Genomic DNA, 26,089 nt, shown 5'->3' on the forward strand with positions numbered 1-26,089 from the left:
CGGGGTTTCAACGCAAAACCCTGCGCTCACATAACAACTCTCATCTCTCATGGAGCTAAGGAAATGAGTTCACACATCAAAGTCCCTCAGGGTGGCCAGAAAATCATCCCCGGCCAGCCGACCCCGAACCACCCCATCATCCCCTTCATCGAAGGTGACGGCATCGGCGTGGACATCACCCCGGTGATGATCAAGGTGGTGGATGCAGCCGTGCAAAAGGCCTACGGCGGCCAGAAGAAAATCCACTGGATGGAAGTTTACGCCGGCGAGAAATCCACCCAGATCTACGGTGCCGACGAGTGGCTGCCCAAGGAAACCTTCGACGCCCTCAAGGAATACTCGGTCTCCATCAAGGGCCCCATGACCACCCCGGTGGGCGGCGGTATCCGCTCCCTCAACGTGGCCCTGCGCCAGGAGCTGGACCTCTACCAGTGCGTGCGCCCGGTGCAGTACTTCAAGGGCGTGCCCTCCCCCCTGAAGCAGCCCGAGCTGTGCAACATGGTGATCTTCCGCGAGAACACGGAGGACATCTACGCCGGCATCGAGTGGGCCCACGGCTCCGAGGCCTGCAAGAAGGTGATCAAGTTCCTGCAGGAGGAGATGGGGGTGAAGAAGATCCGCTTCCCCGAATCCTCCGGCATCGGCATCAAGCCCATCTCCGTCGAAGGCACGGAGCGCCTGGTGCGCGCCGCCATCAAGTACGCCATCGACAACGGCCGCAAGTCGGTGACCATCGTGCACAAGGGCAACATCATGAAGTTCACGGAAGGCAACTTCCGCGACACGGCCTATGCCCTGGCCAAGCGCGAGTTCGGCGGCGTCGACATCGACGGCGGTCCGTGGCAGAAACTGCCCAACGGCATCGTCATCAAGGACGCCATCGCCGACGCCTTCCTGCAACAGATCCTGCTGCGCCCGGCCGAGTACGACGTGATCGCCACCACCAACCTCAACGGCGACTACATCTCCGATGCCCTGGCGGCCCAGGTAGGCGGCATCGGCATCGCCCCCGGCGCCAACATCTCCGACCAGTACGCCTGTTTCGAGGCCACCCACGGCACGGCGCCCAAGTATGCCGGCAAGGACAAGGTGAACCCCGGTTCCCTGATCCTCTCCGCCGAGATGATGCTGCGCCACCTGGGCTGGAAGGAGGCGGCGGACCTCATCATCAAGTCCATGGAAGCGGCCATCGGCGACAAGGTGGTGACCTACGACTTCGCCCGGCTCATGGAAGGGGCGACGGAAGTGTCCTGCTCCGAGTTCGGCGAGGCCATGATCGCCCGCATGTAAGCCGCCGCTGCGGCCACAAAAAAAGCCCCGCCATGCGGGGCTTTTTCTTTCTGCCTGCCAGCCGGAACCGGCTGGAGAGGCGCGTCAGATCTCGCTGATGACGGCGCTCTCGGGCAGGCGGGACTTGGGCAGGCGGGCATTGAAGTCGTCCTCGCTGCGGTAGCCCAGGGCCACCATGACCCGGCTGCGCAGCCCCTTGGCCGTGAGACCCAGGGCCTCGTCCACGGCCTCGGGGCTGAAACCCTCGATGGGGCAGGCATCGATGCCCAGGGCGCCGGCTCCCAGCAGCAGGGTACCGAGGGCCAGATAGACCTGCCGGTCCATCCAGGCGGCCTCGTCCTGCAATTGCTGCTGGTGCAGGCCCACGTAGAAGGCCCGGCCCTTGGCCTGAGCGGCCTTGGCCTCGGCGTTGGCAAAGCGGCCGTCGGCCTCCTCCTGCGCCAGGATGGCCGCCAGATGGCCTTCATCCAGGCTTTCCCGGGCGCACAGCACCACCACCTGGGAAGCATTGCGCACCTTGGGCTCGTTGTAGGGGAAATCGGCGCTGAGGGTGGCGGCGATGCGGCCCTTGGCAGCGTCGCTGCCGGCAATGACGAAATGCCAGGGCTGGGAATTGACGGAGGACGGGGCATTGCGCAGCAGGGTGCGCAGGGCCGCCAGATCGTCGGCGGCAATCTTGCGGCTGGGATCGAAGGCCTTGGTGGTGTAGCGTTGTTCGGCTACCTGGGCGATGTTCATGGAAGCTCCTGGGGATAGGGGAAGAAATTTGCCCGGGAGCATACCGCCGCCCGGGGCCGAAGCAAAGGCCGGGAATTCCCGGCCGGCCAACCTCTCGACTCGGGGCCGGCGCCGGCCGCCCCTCAGGCGCCCTTGCCCATCCGCGCCAGCACGTGGCGGGCCATGCCCTTGGCCAGTTCGTCCTCGCCCATGAAGACCGTGCCCAGGCTCTCCTGGCGCAGCAGGCCGGCCTCCTCCTCGGAGTGGGTGCGCAGCACCACTTCGATGGCCGGATTGAGGGTGCGGGCCATGTCCACGATCTTGCGCACGTCCAGGGTGTCGGGCGTGGCGATGACCAGCATGCCGGCCCGGGCGATATGGGCCTGGATCAGCACCGCCGGGTCCGAGGCATCGCCGGAGACGGCAGGCACCCCCCGCTCCCGCAGCTTCTCCACCACCTGGCGGTGCTGCTCGGCCACCACATAGGGAATCTTCTGGGCATCCAGGGCCTCGGCGATGCGCCGGCCGACCCGGCCGTAGCCCACCAGCACCACCTGGCCGGAGAGGAAATGCTCTTCCACCGTGGTCGGCAGGGCGGCCGTCGGATCTTCCCGCATCTCCAGGCGCCGCGCCAGGGCGGAATGGGCCAGGGCCCATTTGCGGGCCGGACCGATGGCGGCAAAGACGACGGAGTTGAAGGCGATGGAAATCAGGGCCCCGGCCAGGATCAGGCTCTGCCCGGCCTTGGGCAGCAGGTCCAGGGCAACGCCCAGGCCGGCCAGGATGAAGGAGAACTCGCCGATCTGGGCCAGGCTGGCGCCGACCGTGAGGGCGGTGTTGAGGGGATAGCGGAAGGCCAGCACCAGCAGGATGGCGGCCACCGTCTTGCCGACGATGACGACGGCGGCCACCGCCAGCACCTTGCCCGGTTCCTGCAGCAGCACCTGGGGATCGAAGAGCATGCCGACGGAGACGAAGAACAGCACCGAGAAGGCGTCCCGCAGGGGCAGGGATTCCTCCGCCGCCCGGTGGGCGAAATCGGATTCGCGCATCATCATGCCGGCGAAGAAGGCGCCCAGGGCGAAGGAAACGCCGAAGAGCTTGGCCGAGCCGTAGGCCACGCCGACGGCGGCGGCAATGACGCAGAGGGTGAACAGTTCCCGGGAGCCGGTGCGGGCCACGGCCCACAGAATGCGCGGGAAGACCCGCCGCCCCACCACCAGCATGAGGGCGATGAAGGCTCCCACCTTGGCCAGGGTCACCGCCAGGGTGCCCCACAGGCTGCCGCCGGCGCCGTGGGCATCGGCAGCGCTACCGCCCAGCAGCTCGGCCAGGGGCGGCATCAGCACCAGCACCAGGACGCACACCAGGTCCTCCACCACCAGCCAGCCGACGGCGATGCGGCCATTCACCGAATCCAGGATGCCCCGGGTCTCCAGGGCCCGCAGCAGCACCACGGTGGAGGCGCAGGAGAGGGCCAGGCCGAAGACCAGGCCGCCGCCGAAAGACCAGCCCCAGTACATGGCCAGCACGGTGCCCAGGGCGGTGGCCACGGTGATCTGCACCACGGCGCCGGGAACGGCGATGCGGCGCACATTCATCAGGTCTTCCAGGGAGAAGTGCAGGCCGACGCCGAACATCAGCAGCATGACGCCGATCTCGGCCAGCTGGCCGGCCAGCTCCACGTCGGCGACAAAGCCCGGGGTGGCCGGACCCATGATGATGCCGGCAATGAGGTAGCCAACCAGGGGGGGAATCTTCAGGCGGGCAGCAATGAAGCCCAGGATCATGGCCAGGCCGAAGCCGGCGGCCACGGTGGTGATGAGGCTGATGTCGTGGGGCATGTTGCGGTCCTTGCGGGGAGTGTTAGCAGACTAGCGCCAAACAGGCGGCCACGCACTCCCCTCCCCTCGACATCCGCCGGGATCGGGCCGACACGCGCTGACCTTTCGCCCGGCGAAGCCCATTGTCCCACGAAGGGCGCCGCGGCTGGATCAGGGGAACGCCGGACAAACGGACGGCAGGCACCGCGCCGGGGACCCGGCGCGGCCAGGAAAAATCGGGGGAAAAACAGCGGGGCGAGGCCCGCCGCTCAGAACAGGGGCGCCAGGGCCTTGTCCAGGTCTTCCAGCTTCATGCCGCCCAGCTTGCGGGCGACGATGTGGCCCTGGCGGTCCAGGATCACCGTGTAGGGCAGGCCGGCCTTCTCGTTGCCCAGCTGGCGCATCAGGTCCAGCCCAGGCTGCAGGCCGGAAACCAGCACCGGGTAATTCACCTCGTAGGCCGAGGCGAATTCCTTCACCGCCTCCTTGCCCTCTTCCACCGCCACGCCGACGATGGTCAGGCCCTTGGCCTTGTACTTGTTCTGGATGCTCACCAGATCGGGAATTTCCTTGCGGCAGGGGCCACACCAGCGGGCCCAGAAATTCACCACCAGGGGCTTGCCCCGATAGCGCTCCAGATTCACCTTCTCGCCGGCGGTATCGGGAAAGCTGGCGGCGAAGAGCGGCGCCGCGGAGGCCTGCTCTTCGGCAACAGCCGCCAGGGGAGCGGCAAACAGCAGGGCGGAGGCCAGGGCGGCGAGGGAGGAACGCAAGGGCAGCATGGGCATCAGGGCAGGTCGGTTTTGCGGAAAGTCAGGAAGCCGGCCAGGGCGGCAGCGCTGCCCAGGAGGACCGGATAGGCCAAAGCATAAACCTTGTACCCGAGAACGCCAAAGGTATCCAGGATCACGTACGCGGAGGGCCCGAGGACGATCAACTGGGGATCGAAGAGGGCCAGGGCCGCGGTGCGGAACACCTGCAGGGGGTTGGCCAGGGCGATGCCGATCACCGTTTCCGGGCTGACCTGGCCCTGGATCAGGACGCCGAGGAGGATCAGGTCGAGGAACACCAGCATCAGCAGCCAGACCATGAAGGCCGTGCCCTGGGCCACGTCGGTGCTGCGGGCCAGGGTGGAGATGAGCATGCCGATGCCGAGGAAGCACCAGGCCATGGCGGCCAGCAGGGCGGTGTAATAGACGAACATGCCCCAGGGCACTTCGATGCCCTTGATGAGGGCCCACAGCACGGCGCCCAGCATGGCGACGAAGACCGGCAGGAAGATGGTGACGTAGCGGCCCAGGAACTTGCCCCAGAACCAGGCCGCCAGGCCCACGGGCAGGGACAGCAGGTATTCGAAGACCCCCGCCTCCCGGTCGCCGGCGACGGAGCGCACGGTGGTGACGAGGACGAAGATGGGCAGGATGGCCATGGCCAGCTGGATGTAGGTCACCAGCAGGCGGGACAGGCCGATGAAGCCCAGGACCCGGGATTCGGTCAGGCCGAAGGCGAACAGCAGGGCCACGATGCCGCCGAAGACCAGGCTGTAGATGAGGAACCAGCGGGCCCGCAGGGATTCCACGATGTCGAGTTTGGCGGTGAGCCAGAGGGTTTTCATTGCTGTCCTATTCCCTGAGTGTTTTTATTTGCCTTTGGCGAGGACCTGCTTCTTCGCTTCGTCGAAGCCGATGCTGCCCTCCACCTTGTCGGCCACGGCACCGAAGCCGTAGGCCATGGGAGTGCGCTTGCCGCTCACGTAATAGGCCTTGCGTGCGTCGAGCCAGCGGCCGTCGCGGGAATCGGCGATCCAGAATTCCATGCGCGGGTCCGACGACCAGGGCTGGTGCTCGCTCCAGAAAATGGCGCAGCCGAAATCGTCGAACTTGTAGACCTTCTTGCTGTGGGGATCGCGGATCTGGGCCGCGTAGGCCTTGTCACTGATGGCCATGCCGCAGCGGGTGCAGCCGTCCCGGTCCCACTTGATTTCCACCGGGCCGCTGCTGGGCTGGCCGCCGCAGCCGGCGAGGGAGACGAAAACGCCGGCCGGCACCGAGAAGAGGAAGGTGCGGCGCTTCATTGCAGGGTCACTCCCGTGACCTCCTGCATGTCGATGCGGGTCAGCAGGCCGACGTAGCGCGACACCATGCCGAGGAAGCGCAGGCGGTCCGGGCCGGCCACCTGGCCGTGCCAGGAGAGGCCCTCGTTGCGGGCGGCGAAGCCCCAGCCTTCCAGGGCCTTGGCTATGGCCGGGTCGGCCCGGCGCAGATCCACATGGCAGTCGAGCAGGGTATCCATGCCGGAATCGTCGGCCACCCGGTCGTCCAGCACCACCTTGCCCATGTCCATCTCGATCACCCGGTTCACCAGGGCCGCCACCTCGTCGAGACGGTGGCTGGAAATGATCATGGTGCAGTTGTCCTGGCGCTCGGCCAGGAGCTGGAAGAAGATGTGGCGGGCTTCCGGGTCCAGGTTGGCGGCCGGTTCGTCCATCACCAGCACCTGGGTGTCGCGCCCCAGGGCGATGGCGATCAGCAGCTTCTGCTTCATGCCGCCGGAAAGGCGGTTGAAGGGACGGGCGGCGATGGCGTCCACGTCCAGGCCGAGGCGGTCGGCGATGGCGTGGATGCGCCGGGGATCGGACTTGCACACGGCAGCGGCGAAAGTCACCAGCTGGCCCACGGGCATTTTCAGGGGCGGCGGCAGCTGGGGCACAAAGCCCACCTTGCCCAGCACGTCGGCCCGGTGGGTCCGTGGCGCCTTGCCGTCGATGCTGACCTCGCCGCCGTAGGTGTATTCCCCCAGCAGGCAGCGGATCAGGGTGGTCTTGCCGGCACCGTTGGAACCGATCAGGGCGATGCGCTCGCCCAGCTGGATGTCCAGGCTGACCCCGGCCAGCACCTGGGCCTTCTTGAAGATCTTGCTGACGTTGTCGAAACGGATCATGGGAAAGGAGATTTCTCGCAAAGCGTTACAGGAGCAAAGCCGCAGGATGCCAAAGCCCGGGCTGCGGCGCTTTGATATTTATCCCCTTCGGCTCCATTTTGCCTAAAGCAGTTTGTCCAGACCCTTGACCCCGTAGGTCAGGGCGCCGCTGGGGCAGGTGTCCACGCACAGGCCGCAACGGGTGCAGTCGGGGCCAATGGACATCACCGCCTCCTCGGCCCGGCCCTTGATAACCACGTCGAGGACGTGGGGTACCAGGCAGACCTTGCGGCAATCGCCTTCGTGGAAACACTTGTCCAGGCGATAGACGATGCGCAGGGGCGACACGGTGCCCACCATACCGTAGGTCAGGCCGATGGGACAAACATATCGGCACCAGGCCCGGCGCGAGTAGAACACCTCGAACATGAGCAGCAGGAAGACCCAGGCCAGGGCCAGGCTGGGACCGTAGATCAGGGCCCGGGACAGGATGCCGGTGGGGGACAGGGTCTCGAACACGGTATAGCCGGTGACGATGGCCAGCAGGGAAAACAGCACCCAGAACACGGTGCGGGTGCCCCGGTGGAACTCATGGTCGGTGACCCACTTCTTCTCCACCAGTTTCAGGTGCAGGGCCTCGAACCATTCCGCCACCAGGTGGTAGGGACAGACCCAGGAACAGAAGGTGCGCCCCCCCAGCAACACCCAGAGGAAGAACACGGTGGCGGTGCCGATCAGCAGGTTCACGATGATGTGCTTGTGGGCCAGCATCACCTGCAGGGCGGAATTGAGGTCGATCAGGTGGAAGCCGACGAAGCGGGAAGCGGTGAGGGCCCCTTCCAGCATCTGGATGTCCAGCCAGAAGGAGAGGACGAAGAGCAGGTTCACGGCGATGAGCACGGCCCAGCGACGGTTGCGCCACTTGTGCTGCAGCAGCTGGTGCTCCCGGGTGTGCTGCTTCATGGCCTCGAAGTCGGCCTTGTTGAGGCGCTTCAGCTTGTGAATCTGTTCCGCCTCCGGACTGTAGGTGGCGGGTTTTTGCGACTCCCGGCCGAGCATGACCAGGAGCTTTTCCTTGAAGCTTTTCATTTCAGGCCTCCCAGGTCTTGCGTTCGTCCACCACGATGGCGGCCATGCCGCCCGCTTCCACGGGGCAGATCATTTCGCAGACGCCGCAGCCGACGCATTGTTCCAGGACTTCCGGCACCGCCCGTTTGACGCCGTCGCCGTTGTCCACGAACTTGAGGCGGATGGCGTCCTTGATCGGGCATTCGGTGACGCACAGGTCGCACAGTTCCCGCTCGTAGGGATGGTCCGCCACCGGAATGGGTTTCCAGCGGTCCACATCCATGTAGCGCATGGTGCCCTTGAAGCCGGCACCCCGGGCTTGTCCCTTGAAGCCCTGCCCCTGGGCCGCCAGACAGATCTGGGGTTGGGCCAGGCGGGCCAGGCCCATGCGTTCCTTGAGATTGAGGGTGGGTTCCGGGTCCTTTTCCTTGGCTTTGAGGATGGGCAGGCGGGCCAGGTGGGCACCGCGCCGTACCGCGAGAAAACCGGGCTTGTCGTAGGTGAGGGCGCCGGTGGGACAGGCCAGGATGCACTGGCCGGCATCGCAGGAAAAGTCGCAGGCCTGCTCCCGGGCGTCGATGTGGGGCACGCCGATGCCGTAACCGTCCGTCAGGTCGCCCAGCTTGATGGCCTGCACCGGGCAGACCTGGACACACTGGCCGCACTTGATGCAGGAGGCGAGAAAGTCCTTTTCGTCCAGGGCGCCGGGTGGGCGCAGGCGGGTGCGGCTGGCCCGGGCCACGGGCAGGTAGCCCAGCAGGGCCAGGCCGACGATGCCGCCGGTCAGGAGGGAGCTGCGGATGAAGCGGCGCCGGGCAGTGCGCTGCTTGGCGGAACCGGCGGGCTTGGTCGCCTTGCCGGCAGGTGCATCGGATTCCGGGTTGTTGTCACTCATGGTGCTTTCCTCCGGGGATTCTTGAACACCGGGGCTTCGTCCCGCACCATCAGCACGGGGTCGGAAAAGGGTGCCAGGCGCTCGAGGAAATCCAGTGATTCCATCATGGGGGCGCTCTTGAAAAAGAGGGCGAAGGGCACTTCCATCCACAGGCGGTCGGCGTAGGCGTAATCCTCGTAGGGCGTGTCGCCGATGCCATCGTTGTTGCGGTCGAAGCCCTGGTAACCGTCCCAGTAGTTGCCGTGCCAGCGGTTATGGGCGGCACCGCCACCCCCGGCCACGGCCACGTCGGCCAGGTTGCCCTCGAAGACATTGCTCTCGAAGACGCTGCCCTCCCGGTCGGAGACGAAGCTGACGGCAATGCCGTTGAAGGCGAAGCGGTTCTTGCGCACCTCGGTCTTGGAGCCGGGCTCGAAGGGTGACAGGTCGGTGCCGATGCCGGTGGAGCAGTAGAGGATTTCGTTGCCCTCGATGACCGTGTTGCTGGCCTCCTTCAGGCCCACGGCCATGCCGGTGGCGCCGGTGGCATGGGAGATGGTGTTGTTGCGGATGTAGGCGCCGTTGGTGTACATGAGATACACGCCGACGGCGTTGTCGTAGAAGCGGTTGCCCTCCACCGTGTTCTCGTGGGCGAACATGAAGTGGATGGAATAGCGGCTGCGCCGGCTGACGTTGTTGCGGAAGACGTTATGGTCGGAATACCAGGCCACCATGTCCCGGGAATCCTCGATTTCATTGCCTTCCAGCAGGTTGTTCTTGCTGTACCAGAGGCGCACGCCGTCGCCCCGCAGGCCCAGGTCGAAGGGCTTGGAGCGGATGTAGTTGCGGGTCAGCTTGTTGTCGTTGGACTGCTTCAGGTCGATGCCGAAAAGACAGTTGGTGATGCGTACCTGGTCGACCACGTTGCGGTCGCCGCGCACATTGAGACAGGCATCGTCGCTGTCGTGGGAACCGCCGGAGTTGGTCAGATGCACGCCGCGCAGCACGGCACCGCTGGTATCCAGGACGAACACCGTGCCCTTGCCGCCGCCGTCGATGATGACCTGGCCCTGGGCCTCGATGGTCAGGGGCTTGTTCACCACCACCGGACCGGAATAGCTGCCGGCCGGCACCTTCAGCACCGAGCCTTCGGGAGCCTGATTGACCAGGTCCTGGAACCAGGGAATGCCGGCCACCGCCGGCGCCGTGGGCAGGGGCACCTTCTCGCCGGAGGCGCCCCAGGCGCTGCCGGCAGGCTTGCCCATGCCGTCATCCGCACTGGATGCGGCTGCCGGCGTATCGGTGGCGGCGCCGAGGGCCCGCAGGGCGTAATCCGGGTCTCCCACGGCAACGCTTACCGCCGCCCACACCAGCAACGGCGAGGCGGCGACTGCAAGCAGGCGTCTCACTCGGCAGCCCCCTCGCGCACCTGCTTGCGCCGGATCAGCAGGGCCGGCATGAGGCTGAGGAACATCAGCACCAGCAGGCCGTAACCCCAGTAGGGATAGGAGTAGGTGGAGAACTGGGCCACCTTGCCTTCGCCGAAGACGGTGGGCATGAAGGGCTTCACCGTGAAGGCGCCCCAGGGGTGCAGGTTGTGGCCGAAGAACCACAGCCAGGCGGCGTAGGTGACGACGAAGAAGAGGGGCAGCAGGGCCGGCACCAGGGCCAGCAGCAGGCTGAAATTGCGCACCTTGGCAACGCCGGCGACGACGATGCCCATGACCAGGATCAGGCCGACGATGACGATGTGGCTGATGAGGGTGACGTTATCGCCCCAGGCCTTGATCTTCTCCGGTTCCTTGAAGAAAGTGCCGGCCTCCTGGACGTAGGCTTCGACGTGGCTGGCCAGATGGCCGAGCACGTACTGGTCCACCAGCATCCAGGCGGCAACGGCGGCAAAGCCGGCGGACAGGACCAGGATGCGGGTCTTGCGCTTGGTCACCATGAAGCCGGCCAGCATGACGGCGAAGAAGCCGAAGAAGAACTTGGCCAGGGGCTTCTCCACCGGTGCACCGGTGGCGATGGGGAACATGCCCACGTAGTGGTTGATGGTGTTCATCTCGTGGACGCAGTCCAGGCCCTGGGCCCCCTTGTTCACATCCTTCTTGGCATCCAGGATGGGGTTGTAGCGTTCGGTGTTTTCATCCAGGTCCTGCTGGATGATTTCGTTGGCCATGCGGGTGCCGACCCCGGCCGCCTTGCAGCCGTTGTAGACGCCATCGAAATGGAAGTGGATGCGGATGCCGTCAGGAAAGGCGTCCTTGGGGTAGTTCGGCGCCGTCAGGGAGACCCACCAGATGGGGGCGAAATAGGCGGCCACCATGGCCACCAGGGCGATCAGGGTCAGTCCCTGGACCAGGCGAGTCTGTTTGGTTTGGGTATCCATGTTCTGCTGTCTCTCGAAAAGCAGCCCCGCTTACCGGCGACGGCCGCAGGATGGTAGTGCTAGTTATTTTTGACCGGCCTTCCCTGAACCGCCGGAGGCCCTCTCCCCGGGAGAGGGGTGGATGGAGGGAGGATCGGGCCTCCCCCTCATCCGGGGCCTCCCTGCGGGGAGGCCCAGAGTGTTGCAAGCTTACTTCTTCTTGCCAGGCTTGGCTGCACACATGGAGCCGGGCATGGTCATGCTGGACTGGTAGGCGGAGATGGCCACCAGCTGTTCGTTGTTGTACTTCTTGATGATCTTCACCATGTCCGGGTTGGCGTTACGGCGGTGGCCGTCGCGGATCTCGGTCATCTGGCGCAGCAGGTACTTGTAGTGCTGGCCGGCGATCACGGGGTAGAACTTGTCCTTGACGCCTTCGCCGTTCTTGCCGTGGCACTCCAGGCATTCCTTCTCGTACAGTTCCTTGCCCTTGGCGATCTGCAGGGAGGCATCGGCACCTTCGTACTTGCCGTGATCGGTGGGGATGCACAGACCTTCAATGTAGGAGGCCACATCAGCCAGTTCCTGGGGATCGGTCAGGGTGGCGGCGAAGGGGTACATGGTGGGGTTGTCGCGCAGACCGGCACGGATGTCGGCCATCTGCTTGATCAGCACGGTGGTGTGCTGGCCGGCGAGCTGGGGGAAGGTGCCATCGGGACGGCCGGCACCGGAAGGCAGGTGACAGGCGCCGCAGACCTCGTAGGCTTCCTGGCCGCGCTTCTTGTCGCCCTTGAGCTTCAGGGCTTCGATCTTCTCGCCCTCCTGGGCATTCCACTTGTAGTCCTTCGACTCGATACCGCCTTGGTGGGGAGCCGGCGGACCGGCATGGGCCACCCCCAGGGCGATGAGGGAAAGGGAGGCGGCGATGATCAGCTTTTTCATTTGAATCCCCTTACAGAGAGAAAATTGCTATGTACTAATGTTAGTCGGGCCCGGCGGGGCCTGTATTTGATGCGGGTCAATCCGAAAAAAAGACGCCGGTCGGCAAGCTAGCCGCACCGCCGTCCTCCGGGGATTTGGATCAGGGCTTGACCTTGGACAGGTAGTCGGCCAGCGCCTTGATTTCTTCGTCATTGACCAGGTGCATGACGCCCTTCATGGCGGCAGTCTGGCCGTTGTTGCGGGCGCCGCTCTTGATGTCCTTCATCTGCTGCTCGGCGTAGGCGGCGTTCTGGCCGGCCAGCTTCGGGTAGTTGGGCATCAGGGGCTTCTTGCCTTCGGCACCGTGACAGGCATTGCAGGTCTTCTCGGCAAACAGCTTGGCGCCGTCGGCAGCAAAGGCGGGGGCGGCCACAGCGGCGGCCAGGGCGGTGAAAAGCACCAGTTTTTTCATGGGTATTCCCTTTCATAAGAAAACGGGGAGCATGGTGATGCTCCCCGCGTTCAACAACTATTACCTGAATCAAATCCGGCGGATTACTTCACCTTCTTGGCGCCGTTCTGTTCCAGATAGGTCTTGGCGCGCAGGCCGAGGTCGGCTGCCTTCACCTGGTACTGCCAGACTTGCTCGGCCCACAGGGTGGCCTGGTTCCAGTCCTTCTTCTTGGCGGCGTCTTCATGCTTGGCCTTGGCGTCCTTGATCTTGTTCAGCTGATCGACGGCGTCGTCCATCATGTTCACCACATCCGGGAAGTCTTTGTAATTCACGGAGGTGATGTAGCCGACCACCTGATCGATGACGGCCTGGGTATCGGCCACCTTCTTCAGCTGCTTCTTGTAGTCGTCTTCGCTGTAGATCGCCTTCTCGGCACCGGCGGTCTTGGTCGCCTTCCAGCCCTTCGGCTTGACCAGGAGGTAGCCCTGCATTTCCAGGTGCAGCGCGGAGCAGAACTCGGTGCAGTAGTAGGGATAGACGCCTTCCTTGTCGGCCTTGAACTTGACCGTGACGGTCTTGCCCGGCTCGACGGAAGCGTGGACGTTGTAGGTGGAGACGGTGAAGCCGTGGGTCTCGTCCTGGGCACGTTCGAGGTTGGTCAGGTGGATGGTGACTTCGTCGCCCACTTCAGCCTCGATGGTTTCCGGGGTGATGTGGGAACGGATCAGGGTACCCTTGACCTCGATCTTGTTGCCCTTCTTGGTGGTGACTTCCTCGCCGGCACGGACGGCGCCGGGGTGCGGCTTGTCGGTGCGGGAGTCGGTACCCACCTTGTAGCGGACGCCGGGCTTCAGCTTGGCGGCATCGATGGCGACAACGTAGTGCGGCTCGCCCAGCGGCAGGGGCATGTCGTACAGGAGCTGCATCTTGTCGTTGCTGATGTCGATCAGCTGGTGGTTCTGCGGGTGCAGGGGACCGACGGGCACGAAGCGGTCGATGGACAGCTTGTTCAGCGCCACCAGGTAACGGCCCTTGGGATCGGCGGAGTCACCTTCCATGGTCATCAGGTGACCGATGTTGTAGTGCACGCTGATTTTGTCGAGAACCTTGCCTTCACAGAAGTTCCACTTCACCACCTGGGAATCCACGTACAGGGAGGTGTAGGCCAGACACTGCTTGGAGTCGTACTGGGTGTGCAGGGGGCCTAGGCCCAGTTGCACCTGGGTGTGCAGCGCGTCCTTCATGGCGATCACGGGGATGCCGTAGGCGTCCTTGGACTCGAACTTGCCGGCCTTGATGGCGGCCTGGATCTTGTCGAAGGAATACACGGACACGTGGGTGTCGAGCTTGCCGGCAACGGTGATGAACTTGCCGTCCGGGGTCACGTCGACGCCGTGGGGAGACTTGGGTTCCGGAATCAGGAACAGCACGCCTTCCTTGACGGCAGTTTCGATTGCCAGGACGTTGTGGCCGTTGATCTTCTTGGCCATGCCCTTGGCGACCAGTTCGGCAGCCTTCTTCCAGTTGATCACGTGCAGATAGTCGGTGTCCTTGGCGGAACAGCCGGCTTCATAGGGAGGACGACCCTTCTCGATACCGCCCACATAGCGCTCGGAGCAGAAGGAGTTGGTGAAGGACCAGCCGTCGGACGGACCCTTGCCAGCGTCGGACAAATCCTGGCTGTAGGGGGGCAGTTCGAGGGAGAAGGACTGCTTAGGATCGATGCGGCCTTCTTTGCGGTCAAACTTCCAGTAGGTGACGCCGCCGCGGTACTTCTCGTTGAACTCTTCGAGGGGGTAGAACTTCTTGTTTTCCAGCGGGGAAGCGTACTGGGCAGCCTCGATGACGTAGTCGGTGTTCGGGGTGACGAAGGCGCCGCCGTGTTCGGACTTGAAGATCGGGTTGACCACGATCTGCTTGGTCTCGAAGTCGCGCAGGTCGATCACTGCCAGACGGGGATTGGCCTTGTCGTTGATGAAGAGGAACTGGCCGTCGTACTTGCCATCGGTTTCGGAGATGGCCGGGTGGTGGGTGTCGCCCCAGGTGATCTGCTTGCCGTCGATCATACCCTGGTTCAGCACGGCCTTGGAGTTCTCGTCGTAGCCGTAGCCCTGCCAGGGTTCGGGGGTAAACACGCCGATGTACTTGAGGATGCGCATGGACGGAATGCCATACACGATCACCTGACCGGACTGACCGCCGGAGGAGAAGGCGACGAATTCATCACGCTTACCGGTGGGAACGTAGGTCTTGGCCGCTGCCAGCAGGTCCTGCTGGGACAGGCTGCGACGTTTCATCACGTCCTGCAGGGACTCTGCTGCCGTGGCAGCCCCCGCTGCCGCGAAACCGATACCGGCTGCAACCAGCGCGGCGACGGTCTGCTTCATACGAGTCTTCATTTTGACTCTCCCGTTGATAAATAAAGGAAATTTCTCTGCTATTGCCCTAGGCACCATAGGGTGCGCACCTACTATGCGGCAATATGTCGCACATCATCGGCGCCGCCACACTTCTAAACTTTGATGCAGGTTAAATTGGGGAAATGGCTCGGGGTTGAGAATCGAGCCCATCGCCAAGCCAGTAGCGGCTTTGGCGCCATCGTGTCAGGATAGCCAAGGAAATACGCGCCTTCGCGGCACCGCCACCCGGTCCACCAAGCCCTACCGCGGTCCGCCGGCCCTCCGCAACACCGGTACCCATTACCTGCCCCAGCCCCGAAGCAACGAATGTCCAAAAAAATTATTTATGACCTGGCCATCCTCGGCGCCGTCATCGCCCTCGGCGGCCTCGGCTACACCCTGGCCCCCCTGCTCACCCCCAAGACCGACCTGGCAGCCCCCCTCTCGGACTGCGACCTGAACCGGGGCCCCTGCCGGGCGGCCCTGCCCGGAGGCGGCGAAGTGGAATTCAGCATCAGTCCCCGCCCGGTGCCGGCCCTCAAGCCCCTGACCCTGAGCGCCCGGGTCAGCGGCATCCCGGCCAGCCAGGTGGAGGTGGATTTTGCCGGGGTGGACATGAAGATGGGCTACAACCGCCCCCTGCTGGCCGCCGCCAAGGAAGCCGGCACCTTTGTCGGGCAGGGCAACCTGCCCGTCTGCATCACCGGCACCATGATCTGGCAGGCCACCGTGCTGGTCGGTAGCGGCGGCAAGAATATCGCCGTCCCCTTCCGCTTCGAGTCGGCCGCCCCGGAAGGCCACTGAAAGACACCATGCGCCTCATTGCCCTGCTCACCATCCTGGCCCTGGCCATCCCGGGCCTGCCCGGCTGTTCCCGCGACACCCCGCCAGCCCCCGGCGGCCTGACCCTGGCCGCCCCGCCCAGCGGCGGCGATTTCAGCCTGGACAGCGCTGACGGCCGTATTGCCACCCAGAACTTCCGCGGTCAGGTGGTCGCCCTCTATTTCGGTTACACCTACTGCCCGGACGTCTGCCCCACCTCCCTGGCGGCCCTCGGCAGCGCCCTGGAAAAGCTGACGCCGGCGGAACTGGCCCAGGTCCAGCCCCTGTTCATCTCCGTGGACCCGGAGCGGGACAGCGTGGCCCGCCTCAAGGACTACGCCGTCTTTTTCCACCCAAAGCTCAAGGGCCTGACCGGCACCCCGGCGGAAATAGCCGCCATTGCCCACGCCTACGGCGCCAGCTACAGCCGGCAGGAGGTCAAATCGGAAGGCGGCTATGTGGTGGACCACTCCTCTTTCGTCTACCTGCTGGCTCCCGACGGCCGCCTGGCCGCCTCCCTGCCCCACGGCACGACGCCGGAAGACATGGCCGCCGCCATGCGGCGCCTGCTGCCCCAACCCAAGTAACTGACTTCACCCACAGGAGTTCCCCATGCAACTGCACCGCCGCCTCATTTCCGCCGCCCTGGCCTGTTCCGCCCTGTTCGCCCTGCCGGCCCTGGCCGACAGCCCGATCAAGGTGGAAGACCCCTATGTGCGCCTGGTTCCCACCGGCACCCCCAACACCGGCGCCTTCATGGTCATCAAGAACAGCGGCAACGCCGACCGCAAGGTGCTGAAGGCCGAGAGCCCCGTCTCCAAGGTGGTGGAACTGCACAACCACATCAACGACAACGGCGTCATGCGCATGCGCCCGGTGGCCGACATCGAGGTCAAGGCCAAGGGCGAGGCCGTACTGCAGCCCGGCAGCCTGCACGTCATGCTGATCGGCCTCAAGCAGGACCTGAAGGAAGGCGACGTGGTGCCCATCACCCTGAAGCTGGACGACGGTTCCTCCACCAAGATCGAAGCCCCGGTACGCAAGATCCAGGTGCCCGCCGCCAAGCCGGAAGACATGGGCCAACACAACCACGGCGCCATGAAGCACTGAGCCTGTCCGGACGCAGCAAAGCAAAGGGACTCCCGCGGGAGTCCCTTTGCTTTGCTGGCCGGCGCCTTCAGAACTGGCTGAAGTTGCGCCCCATGACGTGTTCGTCGGTGCGGTACTTGTCCAGTTGCTGGGTGCGCTCGAAATACAGTGGCGGGTCTGGCACCTGCATGACGCCGCAGGTGCCGACGGGCATCCAGCGCAGACGCAGGGCCCGGGCCGCATGTTCGATGGAAATCTCCACGCTTTCCGAAATGCCCAGTTCCAGGCGCAGGAATTCCAGCATGTTGCGGCGGGTGCCGTCGTCAAAGCGGACGAAATCCTCCCAGGTGTGGGGCACCCAGGGCGTATCGTAGGTCAGGCAGAGCAGGCTGTGCCCCCTGTAGGAACGCAGGCGGCAACCGTCGGCGCAGCAGGTGCAGGCAAAACGCAGTTCCAGCGCCTTGACCAGGCCATCCATATCCATGCCCGCCTCCTTTCGCCCATCCCCAGATGCCCACCTGTTTCATAGTGGGAAAAAAGCGGGGCAAGCGCAAGGAGGGATTTTCCCGCCCCCGGCGGAACAATCCCGACCTCAGGGACGGCCGGGTTCCTCGGTGACGAAGGCGATCTTGGCGATACCCACCCGCTGGGCGGTGGCCATCACTTCCGCCACCTTCTCGTAGCGGGTACCGCGGTCGGCCCGCAGGTGCAGTTCCGTTTCCGGCCCGGCCAGGCCCTGTAGGCGGGTGGCCAGGGCTTCGCCGGCCACGACCTCGCCGTTGATGAAGACCTGGCTGTTGCCGTCCAGGGCCAGTTGCACCACCTGGGGCTTCTGCTCCACCTGGGTGGCGCTGACCTTGGGCAGATCCACCGGCACGGCCTGATTGAGCAGGGGCGCGGTGATGATGAAGATCACCAAAAGCACCAGCATCACGTCCACCAGGGGCGTGGTGTTGATTTCGGCCATGGGCTGGGCGCTGCCGCCCTCGTTGAAGGATCCGAAAGCCATGCCGGCGGCCTCAGGCAACCCGCACCAGGCCGCCCTGGGGCACGGTGCTGGAGAGACGCACGCCGGTGGTGAGATAGGCGTGGAGGTCGTGGGCAAAGCCGTCCATCTGGGCCAGCACCAGGCGGTTGGCCCGGGTAAAGGCGTTGTAGGCCAGCACGGCGGGAATGGCGACGAAGAGGCCGGCGGCGGTCATGATCAGGGCCTCGCCGACGGGACCGGCCACCTTGTCCAGCACCACCTGGGAAGAGCCGGAGAGGCCCACCAAAGCGTGGTAGATGCCCCACACCGTGCCGAACAGGCCAATGAAGGGCGCCGTCGAGCCCACCGAAGCGAGGAAGGTGAGACCCTGCTCGATGCGGGCCTGGGCGGTGACGATGCTCTGGCGCAGGCAGCGGGTGACGAATTCACTGGCATTGACGCCGGCGCCGATGCCCCGGGCCGCATGCTGCTCATGGGCCTGGGCGGCGTGGGCGCCGGAGAGGGCCAGGCCGGCTAGGATGCCGCTGGCGTCCTCGCGGCGGATGGCTTCCAGGGCTTCGGGCAGGGAATCGGCCTGCCAGAAGGCGGCCAAGGCCCGGCTCTGGGTGCGGGAAGCGCGCCAGTGGGCGATGAACTTGCCGACGATGACGCACCAGCTGGCCACCGACAGCAGCAGCAGGATCAGGGCGACGGAATGGGAAACCCCATCTCCCTGGGCCCAGAAATGGGAAAGACCGAGTTGGGTGTTCATGGGGACTCCTGCAATGGGTTAGCTGTCGAGAGCGAAAGTGATGGGAACGATGACAGAAGCCGCCACGGCCTCGTCGCCGCGCCGGGCGGGGACGAAACGCCAGCGCTGGACGGCCTCCCGGGCGGCGCTGTCGAGGCGGGAATAGCCGCTGCCGGTCTGGATATCCACCTGCTCCGCCGTGCCCTGGGGCGTCACCCGCACCTTGAGCAGGACCTTGCCTTCCTCGCCGAAACGGCGGGACATGGGGGGGTAAACAGGTTTCGGGTTGTGCAGGTAGTCCGCATCGAAACGGGCCGGCACCAGGGCGGGTGCCGCCGCAATGGTGCTGCTGGCGGGACGGCTGGGCGGTACTTCGGGAGCGACGAAGTCGCTGCTGACGGCCGCCGCCGGCGTTGCGGCCAGTATCGGCGCCGGCGTCTTCGCCAGCGGCACGGGGGCCGGGGCCTTGGGCCGCCGCGGCCGCTCGACCTTGGGCGGCATCGGCTGGGGCGGCGCCACCTCGGGCTGGGGCCTGGCCGCAGGCGCGGCGTCGATGAGGCGCACGCTCATCGGCTGAGGCACCATGGCGCTGACCACGGCACTACCGGAATGCAGGGCGTAGGCCAGACCGCCCCCATGGAGGGCCAGCACCAGCAGGAAGATCGAGCCCCGGCGCCCCCGGGAGAGGGAGGGCCATGGACTGGGCAATGAAGCAGACAGAAAACGATCCTTTTCGGGCCGCGAGGGGCCCCGCAGCGGCATCCCGACGAGGGCTCGCGGGACTGCCGGAAACGCCGTCGCCAGGGCGGCCATGCCGGCTTTGGCGAGAGGGTGGCGAACCCCGTAATTCTAGGGTTCAACGGCCGCCAAGGGGATGCGACCAAAGGTCGCAGGGGCGGCCGGAAAAGGGCGCCAGTCTTAGCGCAGGGAGAGTATCCAGCGCACCAGGGCCTGCAGGTCGGCATCGCTGACCCGCTTGTTGGGCGACATGAAATCGTCGCCCCAGACGCCGCTGCCGCCTTCCCTCACCTTCACCAGCAGGCGGGCCTCGGCTTCCGGGTCGTCCCGGTAGCGGCGCCCCACCTCGCGCCAGGCTGGGCCCCGCACCTTGACGTCCACCTCGTGGCAATTGAGGCAGCGGTGCCGCTCGGCCAGTTCGAGCATGGCGGCATCCCGCTTCTTGTCCGCGGCCTGGGCCGGTACGGCAACCACGCCGAGCAGGGCGGCGCAGAGCAGGGTTCGGGTCGTCAGCGACATCCTCATCTCCTTCGACAAAAGGCGTGCACCATGAAAAAACCGGGGGCCGCAGCCCCCGGTCATTAGACAACGATTCCGGCAATAACGCTTAGTACACGTCGTGCTGGGTGTTGTGGATGTTGAACTTGCCGGTGGGCGTGACCAGCTTCGGATCCTTGATCACGGTCTTGAACTTGCGGGTCTTGTCGTCCAGCACCACGATGGCGGAAGGCTCGGTCTTGTTGCCCGTCCAAACGGAGAACCAGACTTCGTCACCCTTCTCGTTGTACTCGGCATGCACCACCCGCTTCACGCCCTTGGTTTCCGGCAGGCCGGCCATCTTGGCGACGTTGATCACCTCAGGCTTGGCATCCGGGTTGCCCAGCTGGTCGATGCTGTACACGGTGACGGATTCGGCAGCATCCTTCTCCGGCATCAGCGGGGCATCGGCCCACAGGTTGTTGGACTTGGGATGGGTCTTGACGAACAGGGAACCGGAACCGTGGTTCTTCAGTTCGGCCACGACCTTCCAGGCGTACTGGGGATGCTTCTCCGGATCGGTACCGATCAGGCTGATGACGTCGGAACCCAGGTGGGAAGTGGACCACACGGGACCGAACTTCGGATGCACGAAGTTGGCGCCGCGGCCGGGGTGGGGCTTGGGCTTGGTATCGACCAGGGCGGCCAGCTTGCCTTCCTTGGTATCGACGACCACCACCTTGTTGGAGGCGTTGGCAGCGACGAGGAAGTAACGCTTGGTGGCATCCCAACCGCCGTCATGCAGGAACTTGGCGGTTTCGATGGTGGTTTCCTTCAGGTTCTTCACGTCGGAGTAGTCCACCAGCTTGACCAGGCCGGATTCCTTCACCGTCACCACCCACTCGGGCTTGATCAGGGAGGAAACGATGGAGGCGACGCGGGGCTCCTGGTGATACTCGCCATCCACGGTGATGCCGCGGGTGGAGACGTTCTTCAGGGGCTCCAGGGTCATGCCGTCCAGGATGGTGTACTGGGGCGGCCAGTAGGAACCGACGATGGCGTACTTGTCTTCCCAGCCCTTGAACTTGGAGGTATCGACGGAACGGGCTTCCAGGCCGGCCTTCAGGGTGGCGACGATGGTGGGCTTCTCGAACCACATGTCGATCAGGTCCAGACGGCCGTCGCGGCCGATCACATAGACGTAGCGACCGGAAGCGGAAGTACGGGAAATGTGCACGGCGTAGCCGGTCTTGACGATGCCCCAGATCTTCTTGGTGTCGCCGTCGATCAGGGCCACTTCGCCGGAGTCACGCAGGGTGGTGGAGAAGACGTTCTGCAGATTGATGTTGTTCATCTGCTTGGTGGGGCGCTCGGCCACGGGCACGTGCACCTTCCAGTTGGCCTTCATTTCCTTCATGCCCCACTCGGGCGGCACATCCGGCTGCTGCTGGATGTAGGTGGCCATGTTCTTGATTTCATCCTTGGACAGGATGTCGTCGAAGTTGGGCATGCCGCCTTCGGTACCGTAGGTCAGGATCTTTTCCAGACGGCCCTGGCCGAGCTTCTGGGTGTTCGCCGGCTCCAGGTTCTTGCCGGTGGCGCCCTTGCGCAGCATGCCGTGGCAGCCGGCGCAACGCTCGAAGTAGATCTTGGCGGAAGCCTCTTTGGCTTCCTTGGTCAGGCTCGGCGCGTTGGCTGCGGGTGCAGCGAAAGCGGAGCCCATGGCGGCCGCGAGGGCCGTAAAGATAAAGGCACTAACTCCCTTTTTCATGCTTTCCTCTCCTCAATAGGAATTATCAGCAAACCGTTACCCCCGACACAGCATCCGGGGATGGCGAAAGATTGCGCCCGGTGACTTGTCCAAATCCTTGATGCGAATCAACTTCAAAAAGTAGGGATATTCACTAGAGTGGTGCCTAGGCCGAAACACCCCCAAAAGGGATTGAAGGCCGACGGCCAGCCCGGCTATGCTGCCTTTTGCCAAACGAGAAAAAATAATGCTCATGCCCGATCCGAACCGCACCCACCCTGCCCTGCCCGGCACCGTCTATCTCGTCGGCGGCGGCCCCGGCGACCCCGACCTGCTGACGGTACGCGCCGCCCGCCTGATTGCCCAGGCCGACGTGCTGGTCTACGACCACCTCATCGGCGACGGCATTCTGGACCTGGCCCGGCCCGACGCCGAGATCATCTACGCCGGCAAGGAAGCCTCGAAACACACCCTGCCCCAGGACGACATCAACCACCTGCTGGTGCAGCTGGCCCAGAAATACCGCTGCGTGGTCCGCCTCAAGGGCGGCGATCCCTTCATTTTCGGCCGCGGTGGCGAGGAGCTGGAGATCCTGGCCCGCCACGGCGTGCCCTTCCAGGTGGTGCCCGGCGTCACCGCGGCGGCCGGCTGCGCCGCCTACGCCGGCTTCCCCCTGACCCACCGGGACCACGCCCAGGTGCTGGTGTTCGCCACCGGCCACCTGAAGGACGGCACGGTCAATCTGGACTGGCAGGCCCTGGCCCGGCCGAAGCAGACCGTGGTTTTCTACATGGGAATTGCCGGCCTGGGAGAAATCAGCCGGCAGATGATCGCCCACGGCCTGCCGCCGCAAACGCCGGCCGGCGTGGTGCAACAGGGCACCACCCGCCAGCAGCGGGTGGTGGTGGCCGATCTGGCCACTCTGGAAGCCAAGGTGCAGGAAGCGGGCATCACCACGCCGGCCCTGATTTTCGTCGGCGGCGTGCTGCAGCTGCAGCCCCAGCTCAGCTGGTTCGAACCCCAGGCTGCAGCCGAGACGGCTTAAGCCGGATCAGCCGGGTCGAAAGAGACAGCCCAGGAGCAGCAGGAAGGAGAACAGCAGCTGCAACTGGGCGGTGCGGCCGAGCAGCAGGTTGTGGCCGGTACCCGGCTTCGCCCGGGCGAAGCGCACCACCAGCAGCAGGGCCGGCGGCAGCGCCAGCAGGGGCAGGCCGGCGGCCAGATGGTGGCCGGAGGCGGCCAGCCAGCCCAGCAAAACGAAGGGGGCCAGCATCAGCAGCCCGTATTCCACCCGGCATCCCGTCAGGCCCAGGCGCACCGCCAGGGTCCGCTTGCCGGCCCGGGCGTCCCCGGCCCGGTCCCGGGTATTGTTCACCACGATCACCGCTGCCGCGAACAGGCCGGACATGTTGGCCAGGGCAAGAGCGGCCCGGCTGAGGCCGCCGGTCTGCAGGTAGTAGGTGCCGAGTACCGCCCCCAGACCGAAGAACAGCCACACGAAGACCTCGCCGAAAGGCCCGTAGGCAATGGGTTTGGGGCCGCCGGTGTAGGCCCAGCCGCAGAACAGGGAAGCCAGGCCGAGCAAGACGATGGGCCAGCCGCCCTGCCCCACCAGATAGATGCCCAGCAGGAAAGCGCCGCCCAGGGCCAGGAAGCCGCCCCGCTTGACCTGGGCGGCGCTGAGCCAGCCCATGGCCGTGGCCCGGGGCGGGCCCAGGCGGTCCGGCGTGTCCGTGCCGCGCTCGAAGTCGCCCACGTCGTTGAGCAGGTTGGTGCCGATCTGGATCAGCAGGGCCGCCGCCAGGGTCACCAGGGCCACCAGCCAGCGCAGCTGGCCCGTTTCCGACCAGGCCAGGGCGCAGGTGGACAGCACCGGGGCCGCCGCCACCGGCAGGGTGCGGGGCCGCAGGGCGAGCCACCAGGCCTGCCCGGGTGTGGGACGGGAGAGGCTGGCGAGTGTGGAAGCGTTCATGGGCAACGGGCGTAAGGGAAAAACAGGCCACAGTCTAACCACAGCGCGGCAAAACGGCGCATGGCCAGATCAAAAGGTGCCGAATTTATCCCGGAACGAAGACTGTGAGAGAATGCGGCCTTTGCAAAACCGCCCCACGGGGTGGGTGTATTTGGTGCCGGGAGAGGGACTCGAACCCTCACACTGTTACCAGCGGCGGATTTTGAATCCGCTGCGTCTACCGATTCCGCCATCCCGGCCCGGGACGCCCGGCCAGAGCTGGCGGGCACTACTGCGCGAGGGGCGCATTATCACCGATTCACGACGCCCCCACAAGCCGGACGAGGACACCCGCCGCCTGCTCCGGGCACCACCGCCAAAGCCGCAAGACCATGAGCCTTTCCGTCGACCTTTTCGACTTTCCCCTGCCGCCCGAACTGATCGCCCAGCATCCGGCCAGGGAGCGCTGCGCCAGCCGCCTGCTGCACGTGGACGGCCCCCACCTGGCCGACCTGCGCTTCACTGACCTGCCCGGCCTGCTGGCCCCCGGCGACCTGCTGGTGTTCAACGATACCCGGGTGATCAAGGCCCGCTTCTTCGGCCAGAAGGACTCCGGCGGCCAGGTGGAAGTGCTGCTGGAGCGCATCGTGGACGAGCGCCACGCCCTGGCCCAGGTGCGGGCCAGCAAGTCGCCCAAGGCCGGCACCCGCATCACCCTGGAAAACGCCTTCAGCCTGCTGTGCAGCGGCCGCCAGGGTGAGTTCTTCGCCCTCAAACTGGAGGGCGAAGGCAATCTGTGGGACCTGGCCGAGCAGTACGGCCGCCTGCCCCTGCCGCCCTATATCGAGCACGGGGTGGAGGCGGAGGATGAGGCCCGCTACCAGACCGTCTATGCCCGCCACCCGGGCGCCGTGGCGGCGCCCACCGCCGGGCTGCACTTCGATGAGGCAATGCTGGAGCGGCTCTCCGGGCAGGGTGTCCGCCGAGCCGCGCTGACACTGCATGTGGGGGCAGGCACCTTCCAGCCGGTGCGCGTGGAAAAGATCGACGAGCACAAGATGCACAGCGAGCGCTTCCACGTGCCGGAAGAAACCGCCGCGGCCATCGCTGCAACCCGGGAGCGGGGCGGCAGGGTGGTGGCGGTGGGCACCACCTCCCTGCGCACCCTGGAATCGGCCGCCTGCGGCAACGGCCTGGTACGGGCCGGCAGCGGCGAGACGGACATTTTCATCACCCCGGGCTACCGCTTCCAGGTGGTGGACCGGCTCATCACCAATTTCCACCTGCCCCGCTCCACCCTGCTCATGCTGGTCTCCGCCTTCGCCGGCCTGGACCCCATCCGCGCCGCCTACGCCCACGCGGTGGCAGAAAAATACCGCTTCTTCAGCTACGGCGACGCCATGCTGCTGGAGCGGGAAGACAAGTCATAGCCACAGAGGACACAGAGATCACAGAGTAAAACCAACGCCCCCTTCATCCACCGGGGCAAGACCTACGGTCAACTTCTCTCTGTGTTCTCTGTGCCCTCTGTGGCAAAAATGGTTTTCAGGAATTTAGGAATACGTCCATGCAGTTCGAACTTCTCAAGACCGACGGCCAGGCCCGTCGCGGCACCCTGACCCTGGCCCACGGCACGGTGCAGACCCCGGTGTTCATGCCGGTGGGCACCTACGGCACGGTCAAGGCCATGACGCCCCAGTCCCTGCACGACATCGGCGCCCAGATCTGCCTCGGCAACACCTTCCACCTGTGGCTGCGCCCGGGCCTGGAGGTGATCCGCGCCCACGGCGGCCTGCACGACTTCATGGGCTGGAACAAGCCCATCCTCACCGATTCGGGCGGCTTCCAGGTCTTCTCCCTGGGGGCCCTGCGCAAGATCACCGAGGAAGGAGTGAAGTTCTCCTCCCCCATCGACGGCGCCAAGCTGTTCCTGACGCCGGAAGAGTCCATGCGCATCCAGCACACGCTGAACTCGGACATCGTCATGATCTTCGACGAATGCACGCCCTACCCGGCCACCGTGGACGAGGCGGCCAAGTCCATGCGCCTGTCCCTGCGCTGGGCCCAGCGCTCCATCGACGAGCACCGTCGCCTGGGCAACGGCAACGCCCTCTTCGGCATCGTCCAGGGCGGCATGTACGAGACCCTGCGCGACGAATCCCTGGCCGGCCTGGATGAAATGGGCTTCGACGGCATGGCCATCGGCGGCCTGTCCGTGGGCGAGCCCAAGGAAGACATGGCCCGCATCCTGGCCCACACCGCACCGAAACTGCCCGCCCACAAGCCCCGCTACCTGATGGGCGTGGGCACGCCGGAAGACCTGGTGCATGCGGTGAGCCAGGGCATCGACATGTTCGACTGCGTCATGCCCACCCGCAACGCCCGCAACGGCCACCTGTTCACCCGCTACGGCGACCTCAAAATCAAGAACGCCATCCACCGCCAGGACACCGGCCCCCTGGACCCTTCCTGCGACTGCTACACCTGCCGCAACTTCAGCCGGGCCTACCTGCACCACCTGTTCCGCGCCGGGGAAATCCTCGGCTCCATGCTCAACACCATCCACAACCTGCACTACTACCAGGTGCTGATGGCCGAATTGCGCGCCGCTATTGAAGAAGGGCGCCTGCAGCCCCATATGGAGAACTTCCATCGGGACCGTTCCCGGGGTGCCAGCCCGGCGGCCGGCTAAAGCCGCACCGTAGGTCCGC

At 65.3% G+C, this 26,089-nt stretch carries 27 protein-coding genes and 1 tRNA gene; 7 read left to right on the top strand and 21 right to left on the bottom strand.

Annotation, left to right across the window (positions count from 1 at the left end; translation table 11 throughout):
* The first annotated feature begins 63 nt into the window (after positions 1-63).
* A complete protein-coding gene (gene icd, locus EV678_RS06525; RefSeq protein WP_130458917.1) occupies positions 64-1,290 on the top strand; it encodes an NADP-dependent isocitrate dehydrogenase in 1,227 nt (408 codons plus the stop codon).
* An 84-nt stretch (positions 1,291-1,374) separates the two neighbouring features.
* Here icd and nfsB read toward each other — a convergent pair whose 3' ends face one another.
* The 13 genes from nfsB to nosZ form a co-directional block, all read right to left on the bottom strand.
* Positions 1,375-2,028 (bottom strand): oxygen-insensitive NAD(P)H nitroreductase, encoded by a 654-nt coding sequence (gene nfsB, locus EV678_RS06530; RefSeq protein WP_130458918.1) that lies wholly within the window; start codon positions 2,026-2,028, stop codon positions 1,375-1,377.
* 122 nt (positions 2,029-2,150) lie between these two features.
* Positions 2,151-3,851: a cation:proton antiporter domain-containing protein gene (locus tag EV678_RS06535; RefSeq protein WP_130458919.1), complete on the bottom strand. Its 1,701-nt coding sequence runs from the start codon at positions 3,849-3,851 to the stop codon at positions 2,151-2,153.
* Positions 3,852-4,099: 248 nt separating this feature from the next.
* The gene (locus tag EV678_RS06540) at positions 4,100-4,618 is read right to left on the bottom strand and encodes a TlpA family protein disulfide reductase (RefSeq protein WP_014238310.1); all 519 of its coding nucleotides are present in this window, start codon (positions 4,616-4,618) and stop codon (positions 4,100-4,102) included.
* Positions 4,618-5,445 carry an ABC transporter permease gene (locus EV678_RS06545; RefSeq protein ID WP_014238311.1) on the bottom strand — a complete coding sequence of 276 codons (828 nt, stop codon included), beginning with the start codon at positions 5,443-5,445 and terminating at the stop codon, positions 4,618-4,620. Before EV678_RS06545 ends, EV678_RS06540 begins: the two co-directional genes overlap by 1 nt.
* A 24-nt stretch (positions 5,446-5,469) precedes the next feature.
* Positions 5,470-5,904, bottom strand: a complete 435-nt coding sequence (locus tag EV678_RS06550; protein WP_130458920.1) for a protein NosL — start codon at positions 5,902-5,904, stop codon at positions 5,470-5,472.
* Entirely contained in the window at positions 5,901-6,770 is an 870-nt protein-coding gene (locus tag EV678_RS06555) for an ABC transporter ATP-binding protein (protein WP_014238313.1), read from the bottom strand. Before EV678_RS06555 ends, EV678_RS06550 begins: the two co-directional genes overlap by 4 nt.
* 102 nt (positions 6,771-6,872) lie before the next feature.
* On the bottom strand, positions 6,873-7,838 hold the full coding sequence (locus tag EV678_RS06560) for a NapH/MauN family ferredoxin-type protein (RefSeq protein ID WP_130458921.1): 966 nt from the start codon (positions 7,836-7,838) through the stop codon (positions 6,873-6,875).
* A 1-nt stretch (position 7,839) separates the two neighbouring features.
* Positions 7,840-8,712: a 4Fe-4S dicluster domain-containing protein gene (locus tag EV678_RS06565; RefSeq protein ID WP_130458922.1), complete on the bottom strand. Its 873-nt coding sequence runs from the start codon at positions 8,710-8,712 to the stop codon at positions 7,840-7,842.
* Entirely contained in the window at positions 8,709-10,100 is a 1,392-nt protein-coding gene (gene nosD, locus EV678_RS06570) for a nitrous oxide reductase family maturation protein NosD (RefSeq protein ID WP_130458923.1), read from the bottom strand. The genes EV678_RS06565 and nosD overlap by 4 nt, the downstream gene beginning before the upstream one ends.
* Positions 10,097-11,080, bottom strand: a complete 984-nt coding sequence (locus EV678_RS06575; protein WP_014238317.1) for a hypothetical protein — start codon at positions 11,078-11,080, stop codon at positions 10,097-10,099. The genes nosD and EV678_RS06575 overlap by 4 nt, the downstream gene beginning before the upstream one ends.
* Before the next feature lie 189 nt (positions 11,081-11,269).
* Positions 11,270-12,001, bottom strand: a complete 732-nt coding sequence (locus tag EV678_RS06580; protein WP_014238318.1) for a c-type cytochrome — start codon at positions 11,999-12,001, stop codon at positions 11,270-11,272.
* 139 nt (positions 12,002-12,140) lie between these two features.
* A complete protein-coding gene (locus EV678_RS06585; protein ID WP_014238319.1) occupies positions 12,141-12,452 on the bottom strand; it encodes a c-type cytochrome in 312 nt (103 codons plus the stop codon).
* Positions 12,453-12,535: 83 nt separating this feature from the next.
* Complete coding sequence (gene nosZ / locus EV678_RS06590) at positions 12,536-14,833, bottom strand: Sec-dependent nitrous-oxide reductase (protein WP_130458924.1); 2,298 nt, start codon at positions 14,831-14,833, stop codon at positions 12,536-12,538.
* 327 nt (positions 14,834-15,160) lie between these two features.
* Here nosZ and EV678_RS06595 point away from each other — a divergent pair, with 327 nt between their 5' ends.
* The 3 genes from EV678_RS06595 to EV678_RS06605 are packed head-to-tail and all read left to right on the top strand — an operon-like array spanning position 15,161 to position 16,765.
* Positions 15,161-15,637, top strand: coding sequence for a hypothetical protein (locus EV678_RS06595; RefSeq protein ID WP_014238321.1), 477 nt, complete (start codon positions 15,161-15,163; stop codon positions 15,635-15,637).
* An 8-nt stretch (positions 15,638-15,645) separates the two neighbouring features.
* Complete coding sequence (locus tag EV678_RS06600; protein ID WP_130458925.1) at positions 15,646-16,242, top strand: SCO family protein; 597 nt, start codon at positions 15,646-15,648, stop codon at positions 16,240-16,242.
* A gap of 25 nt (positions 16,243-16,267) precedes the next feature.
* Positions 16,268-16,765, top strand: coding sequence for a copper chaperone PCu(A)C (locus EV678_RS06605; RefSeq protein WP_130458926.1), 498 nt, complete (start codon positions 16,268-16,270; stop codon positions 16,763-16,765).
* Positions 16,766-16,832: 67 nt separating this feature from the next.
* On the opposite strand, the gene EV678_RS06610 is transcribed toward EV678_RS06605, so the two are convergent.
* The 6 genes from EV678_RS06610 to EV678_RS06635 all read right to left on the bottom strand — a co-directional run bounded on the left by EV678_RS06610 (position 16,833) and on the right by EV678_RS06635 (position 21,400).
* Positions 16,833-17,228 (bottom strand): hypothetical protein, encoded by a 396-nt coding sequence (locus tag EV678_RS06610; RefSeq protein ID WP_014238324.1) that lies wholly within the window; start codon positions 17,226-17,228, stop codon positions 16,833-16,835.
* Between the two features lie 108 nt (positions 17,229-17,336).
* The gene (locus EV678_RS06615; protein WP_130458927.1) at positions 17,337-17,753 is read right to left on the bottom strand and encodes an ExbD/TolR family protein; all 417 of its coding nucleotides are present in this window, start codon (positions 17,751-17,753) and stop codon (positions 17,337-17,339) included.
* A gap of 10 nt (positions 17,754-17,763) precedes the next feature.
* Complete coding sequence (locus tag EV678_RS06620; RefSeq protein WP_130458928.1) at positions 17,764-18,483, bottom strand: MotA/TolQ/ExbB proton channel family protein; 720 nt, start codon at positions 18,481-18,483, stop codon at positions 17,764-17,766.
* 18 nt (positions 18,484-18,501) lie between these two features.
* Positions 18,502-19,170 (bottom strand): energy transducer TonB, encoded by a 669-nt coding sequence (locus tag EV678_RS06625; protein WP_130458929.1) that lies wholly within the window; start codon positions 19,168-19,170, stop codon positions 18,502-18,504.
* A gap of 210 nt (positions 19,171-19,380) precedes the next feature.
* A complete protein-coding gene (locus EV678_RS06630) occupies positions 19,381-19,719 on the bottom strand; it encodes a c-type cytochrome (protein WP_014238328.1) in 339 nt (112 codons plus the stop codon).
* An 88-nt stretch (positions 19,720-19,807) separates the two neighbouring features.
* A complete protein-coding gene (locus EV678_RS06635; protein ID WP_235832414.1) occupies positions 19,808-21,400 on the bottom strand; it encodes a nitrite reductase in 1,593 nt (530 codons plus the stop codon).
* A gap of 274 nt (positions 21,401-21,674) precedes the next feature.
* Between EV678_RS06635 and cobA the strand changes: the two genes are divergently transcribed.
* The gene (gene cobA, locus EV678_RS06640) at positions 21,675-22,472 is read left to right on the top strand and encodes a uroporphyrinogen-III C-methyltransferase (RefSeq protein ID WP_130458931.1); all 798 of its coding nucleotides are present in this window, start codon (positions 21,675-21,677) and stop codon (positions 22,470-22,472) included.
* Between the two features lie 6 nt (positions 22,473-22,478).
* Here cobA and EV678_RS06645 read toward each other — a convergent pair whose 3' ends face one another.
* Both EV678_RS06645 and EV678_RS06650 read right to left on the bottom strand, forming a co-directional pair.
* Positions 22,479-23,399, bottom strand: a complete 921-nt coding sequence (locus EV678_RS06645; RefSeq protein ID WP_130458932.1) for a 1,4-dihydroxy-2-naphthoate polyprenyltransferase — start codon at positions 23,397-23,399, stop codon at positions 22,479-22,481.
* A 152-nt stretch (positions 23,400-23,551) separates the two neighbouring features.
* A tRNA-Leu gene (locus tag EV678_RS06650) sits at positions 23,552-23,638 on the bottom strand.
* A 132-nt stretch (positions 23,639-23,770) separates the two neighbouring features.
* On the opposite strand from EV678_RS06650, the gene queA reads away from it, so the two are divergent.
* Together queA and tgt are read left to right on the top strand one after the other, a co-directional pair.
* Positions 23,771-24,808, top strand: coding sequence for a tRNA preQ1(34) S-adenosylmethionine ribosyltransferase-isomerase QueA (queA, locus tag EV678_RS06655; RefSeq protein WP_130458933.1), 1,038 nt, complete (start codon positions 23,771-23,773; stop codon positions 24,806-24,808).
* 137 nt (positions 24,809-24,945) lie between these two features.
* On the top strand, positions 24,946-26,070 hold the full coding sequence (tgt, locus tag EV678_RS06660) for a tRNA guanosine(34) transglycosylase Tgt (RefSeq protein WP_130458934.1): 1,125 nt from the start codon (positions 24,946-24,948) through the stop codon (positions 26,068-26,070).
* Positions 26,071-26,089: the final 19 nt, after the last annotated feature.

The sequence above is a fragment of the Azospira oryzae genome (assembly GCF_004217225.1).
Taxonomy (GTDB): domain Bacteria; phylum Pseudomonadota; class Gammaproteobacteria; order Burkholderiales; family Rhodocyclaceae; genus Azospira; species Azospira oryzae.

What these genes read in the sequence shown, in the direction of transcription:
- icd (WP_130458917.1), top strand. Translation starts at nt 64, where the DNA reads ATGAGTTCACACATCAAAGTCCCTCAGGGTGGCCAGAAAATCATCCCC.
- nfsB (WP_130458918.1), bottom strand. Translation starts at nt 2,028, where the DNA reads ATGAACATCGCCCAGGTAGCCGAACAACGCTACACCACCAAGGCCTTC.
- EV678_RS06535 (WP_130458919.1), bottom strand. Translation starts at nt 3,851, where the DNA reads ATGCCCCACGACATCAGCCTCATCACCACCGTGGCCGCCGGCTTCGGC.
- EV678_RS06540 (WP_014238310.1), bottom strand. Translation starts at nt 4,618, where the DNA reads ATGCCCATGCTGCCCTTGCGTTCCTCCCTCGCCGCCCTGGCCTCCGCC.
- EV678_RS06545 (WP_014238311.1), bottom strand. Translation starts at nt 5,445, where the DNA reads ATGAAAACCCTCTGGCTCACCGCCAAACTCGACATCGTGGAATCCCTG.
- EV678_RS06550 (WP_130458920.1), bottom strand. Translation starts at nt 5,904, where the DNA reads ATGAAGCGCCGCACCTTCCTCTTCTCGGTGCCGGCCGGCGTTTTCGTC.
- EV678_RS06555 (WP_014238313.1), bottom strand. Translation starts at nt 6,770, where the DNA reads ATGATCCGTTTCGACAACGTCAGCAAGATCTTCAAGAAGGCCCAGGTG.
- EV678_RS06560 (WP_130458921.1), bottom strand. Translation starts at nt 7,838, where the DNA reads ATGAAAAGCTTCAAGGAAAAGCTCCTGGTCATGCTCGGCCGGGAGTCG.
- EV678_RS06565 (WP_130458922.1), bottom strand. Translation starts at nt 8,712, where the DNA reads ATGAGTGACAACAACCCGGAATCCGATGCACCTGCCGGCAAGGCGACC.
- EV678_RS06575 (WP_014238317.1), bottom strand. Translation starts at nt 11,080, where the DNA reads ATGGATACCCAAACCAAACAGACTCGCCTGGTCCAGGGACTGACCCTG.
- EV678_RS06580 (WP_014238318.1), bottom strand. Translation starts at nt 12,001, where the DNA reads ATGAAAAAGCTGATCATCGCCGCCTCCCTTTCCCTCATCGCCCTGGGG.
- EV678_RS06585 (WP_014238319.1), bottom strand. Translation starts at nt 12,452, where the DNA reads ATGAAAAAACTGGTGCTTTTCACCGCCCTGGCCGCCGCTGTGGCCGCC.
- nosZ (WP_130458924.1), bottom strand. Translation starts at nt 14,833, where the DNA reads ATGAAGACTCGTATGAAGCAGACCGTCGCCGCGCTGGTTGCAGCCGGT.
- EV678_RS06595 (WP_014238321.1), top strand. Translation starts at nt 15,161, where the DNA reads ATGTCCAAAAAAATTATTTATGACCTGGCCATCCTCGGCGCCGTCATC.
- EV678_RS06600 (WP_130458925.1), top strand. Translation starts at nt 15,646, where the DNA reads ATGCGCCTCATTGCCCTGCTCACCATCCTGGCCCTGGCCATCCCGGGC.
- EV678_RS06605 (WP_130458926.1), top strand. Translation starts at nt 16,268, where the DNA reads ATGCAACTGCACCGCCGCCTCATTTCCGCCGCCCTGGCCTGTTCCGCC.
- EV678_RS06610 (WP_014238324.1), bottom strand. Translation starts at nt 17,228, where the DNA reads ATGGATATGGATGGCCTGGTCAAGGCGCTGGAACTGCGTTTTGCCTGC.
- EV678_RS06615 (WP_130458927.1), bottom strand. Translation starts at nt 17,753, where the DNA reads ATGGCTTTCGGATCCTTCAACGAGGGCGGCAGCGCCCAGCCCATGGCC.
- EV678_RS06620 (WP_130458928.1), bottom strand. Translation starts at nt 18,483, where the DNA reads ATGAACACCCAACTCGGTCTTTCCCATTTCTGGGCCCAGGGAGATGGG.
- EV678_RS06630 (WP_014238328.1), bottom strand. Translation starts at nt 19,719, where the DNA reads ATGTCGCTGACGACCCGAACCCTGCTCTGCGCCGCCCTGCTCGGCGTG.
- EV678_RS06635 (WP_235832414.1), bottom strand. Translation starts at nt 21,400, where the DNA reads ATGGGCTCCGCTTTCGCTGCACCCGCAGCCAACGCGCCGAGCCTGACC.
- cobA (WP_130458931.1), top strand. Translation starts at nt 21,675, where the DNA reads ATGCTCATGCCCGATCCGAACCGCACCCACCCTGCCCTGCCCGGCACC.
- EV678_RS06645 (WP_130458932.1), bottom strand. Translation starts at nt 23,399, where the DNA reads ATGAACGCTTCCACACTCGCCAGCCTCTCCCGTCCCACACCCGGGCAG.
- queA (WP_130458933.1), top strand. Translation starts at nt 23,771, where the DNA reads ATGAGCCTTTCCGTCGACCTTTTCGACTTTCCCCTGCCGCCCGAACTG.
- tgt (WP_130458934.1), top strand. Translation starts at nt 24,946, where the DNA reads ATGCAGTTCGAACTTCTCAAGACCGACGGCCAGGCCCGTCGCGGCACC.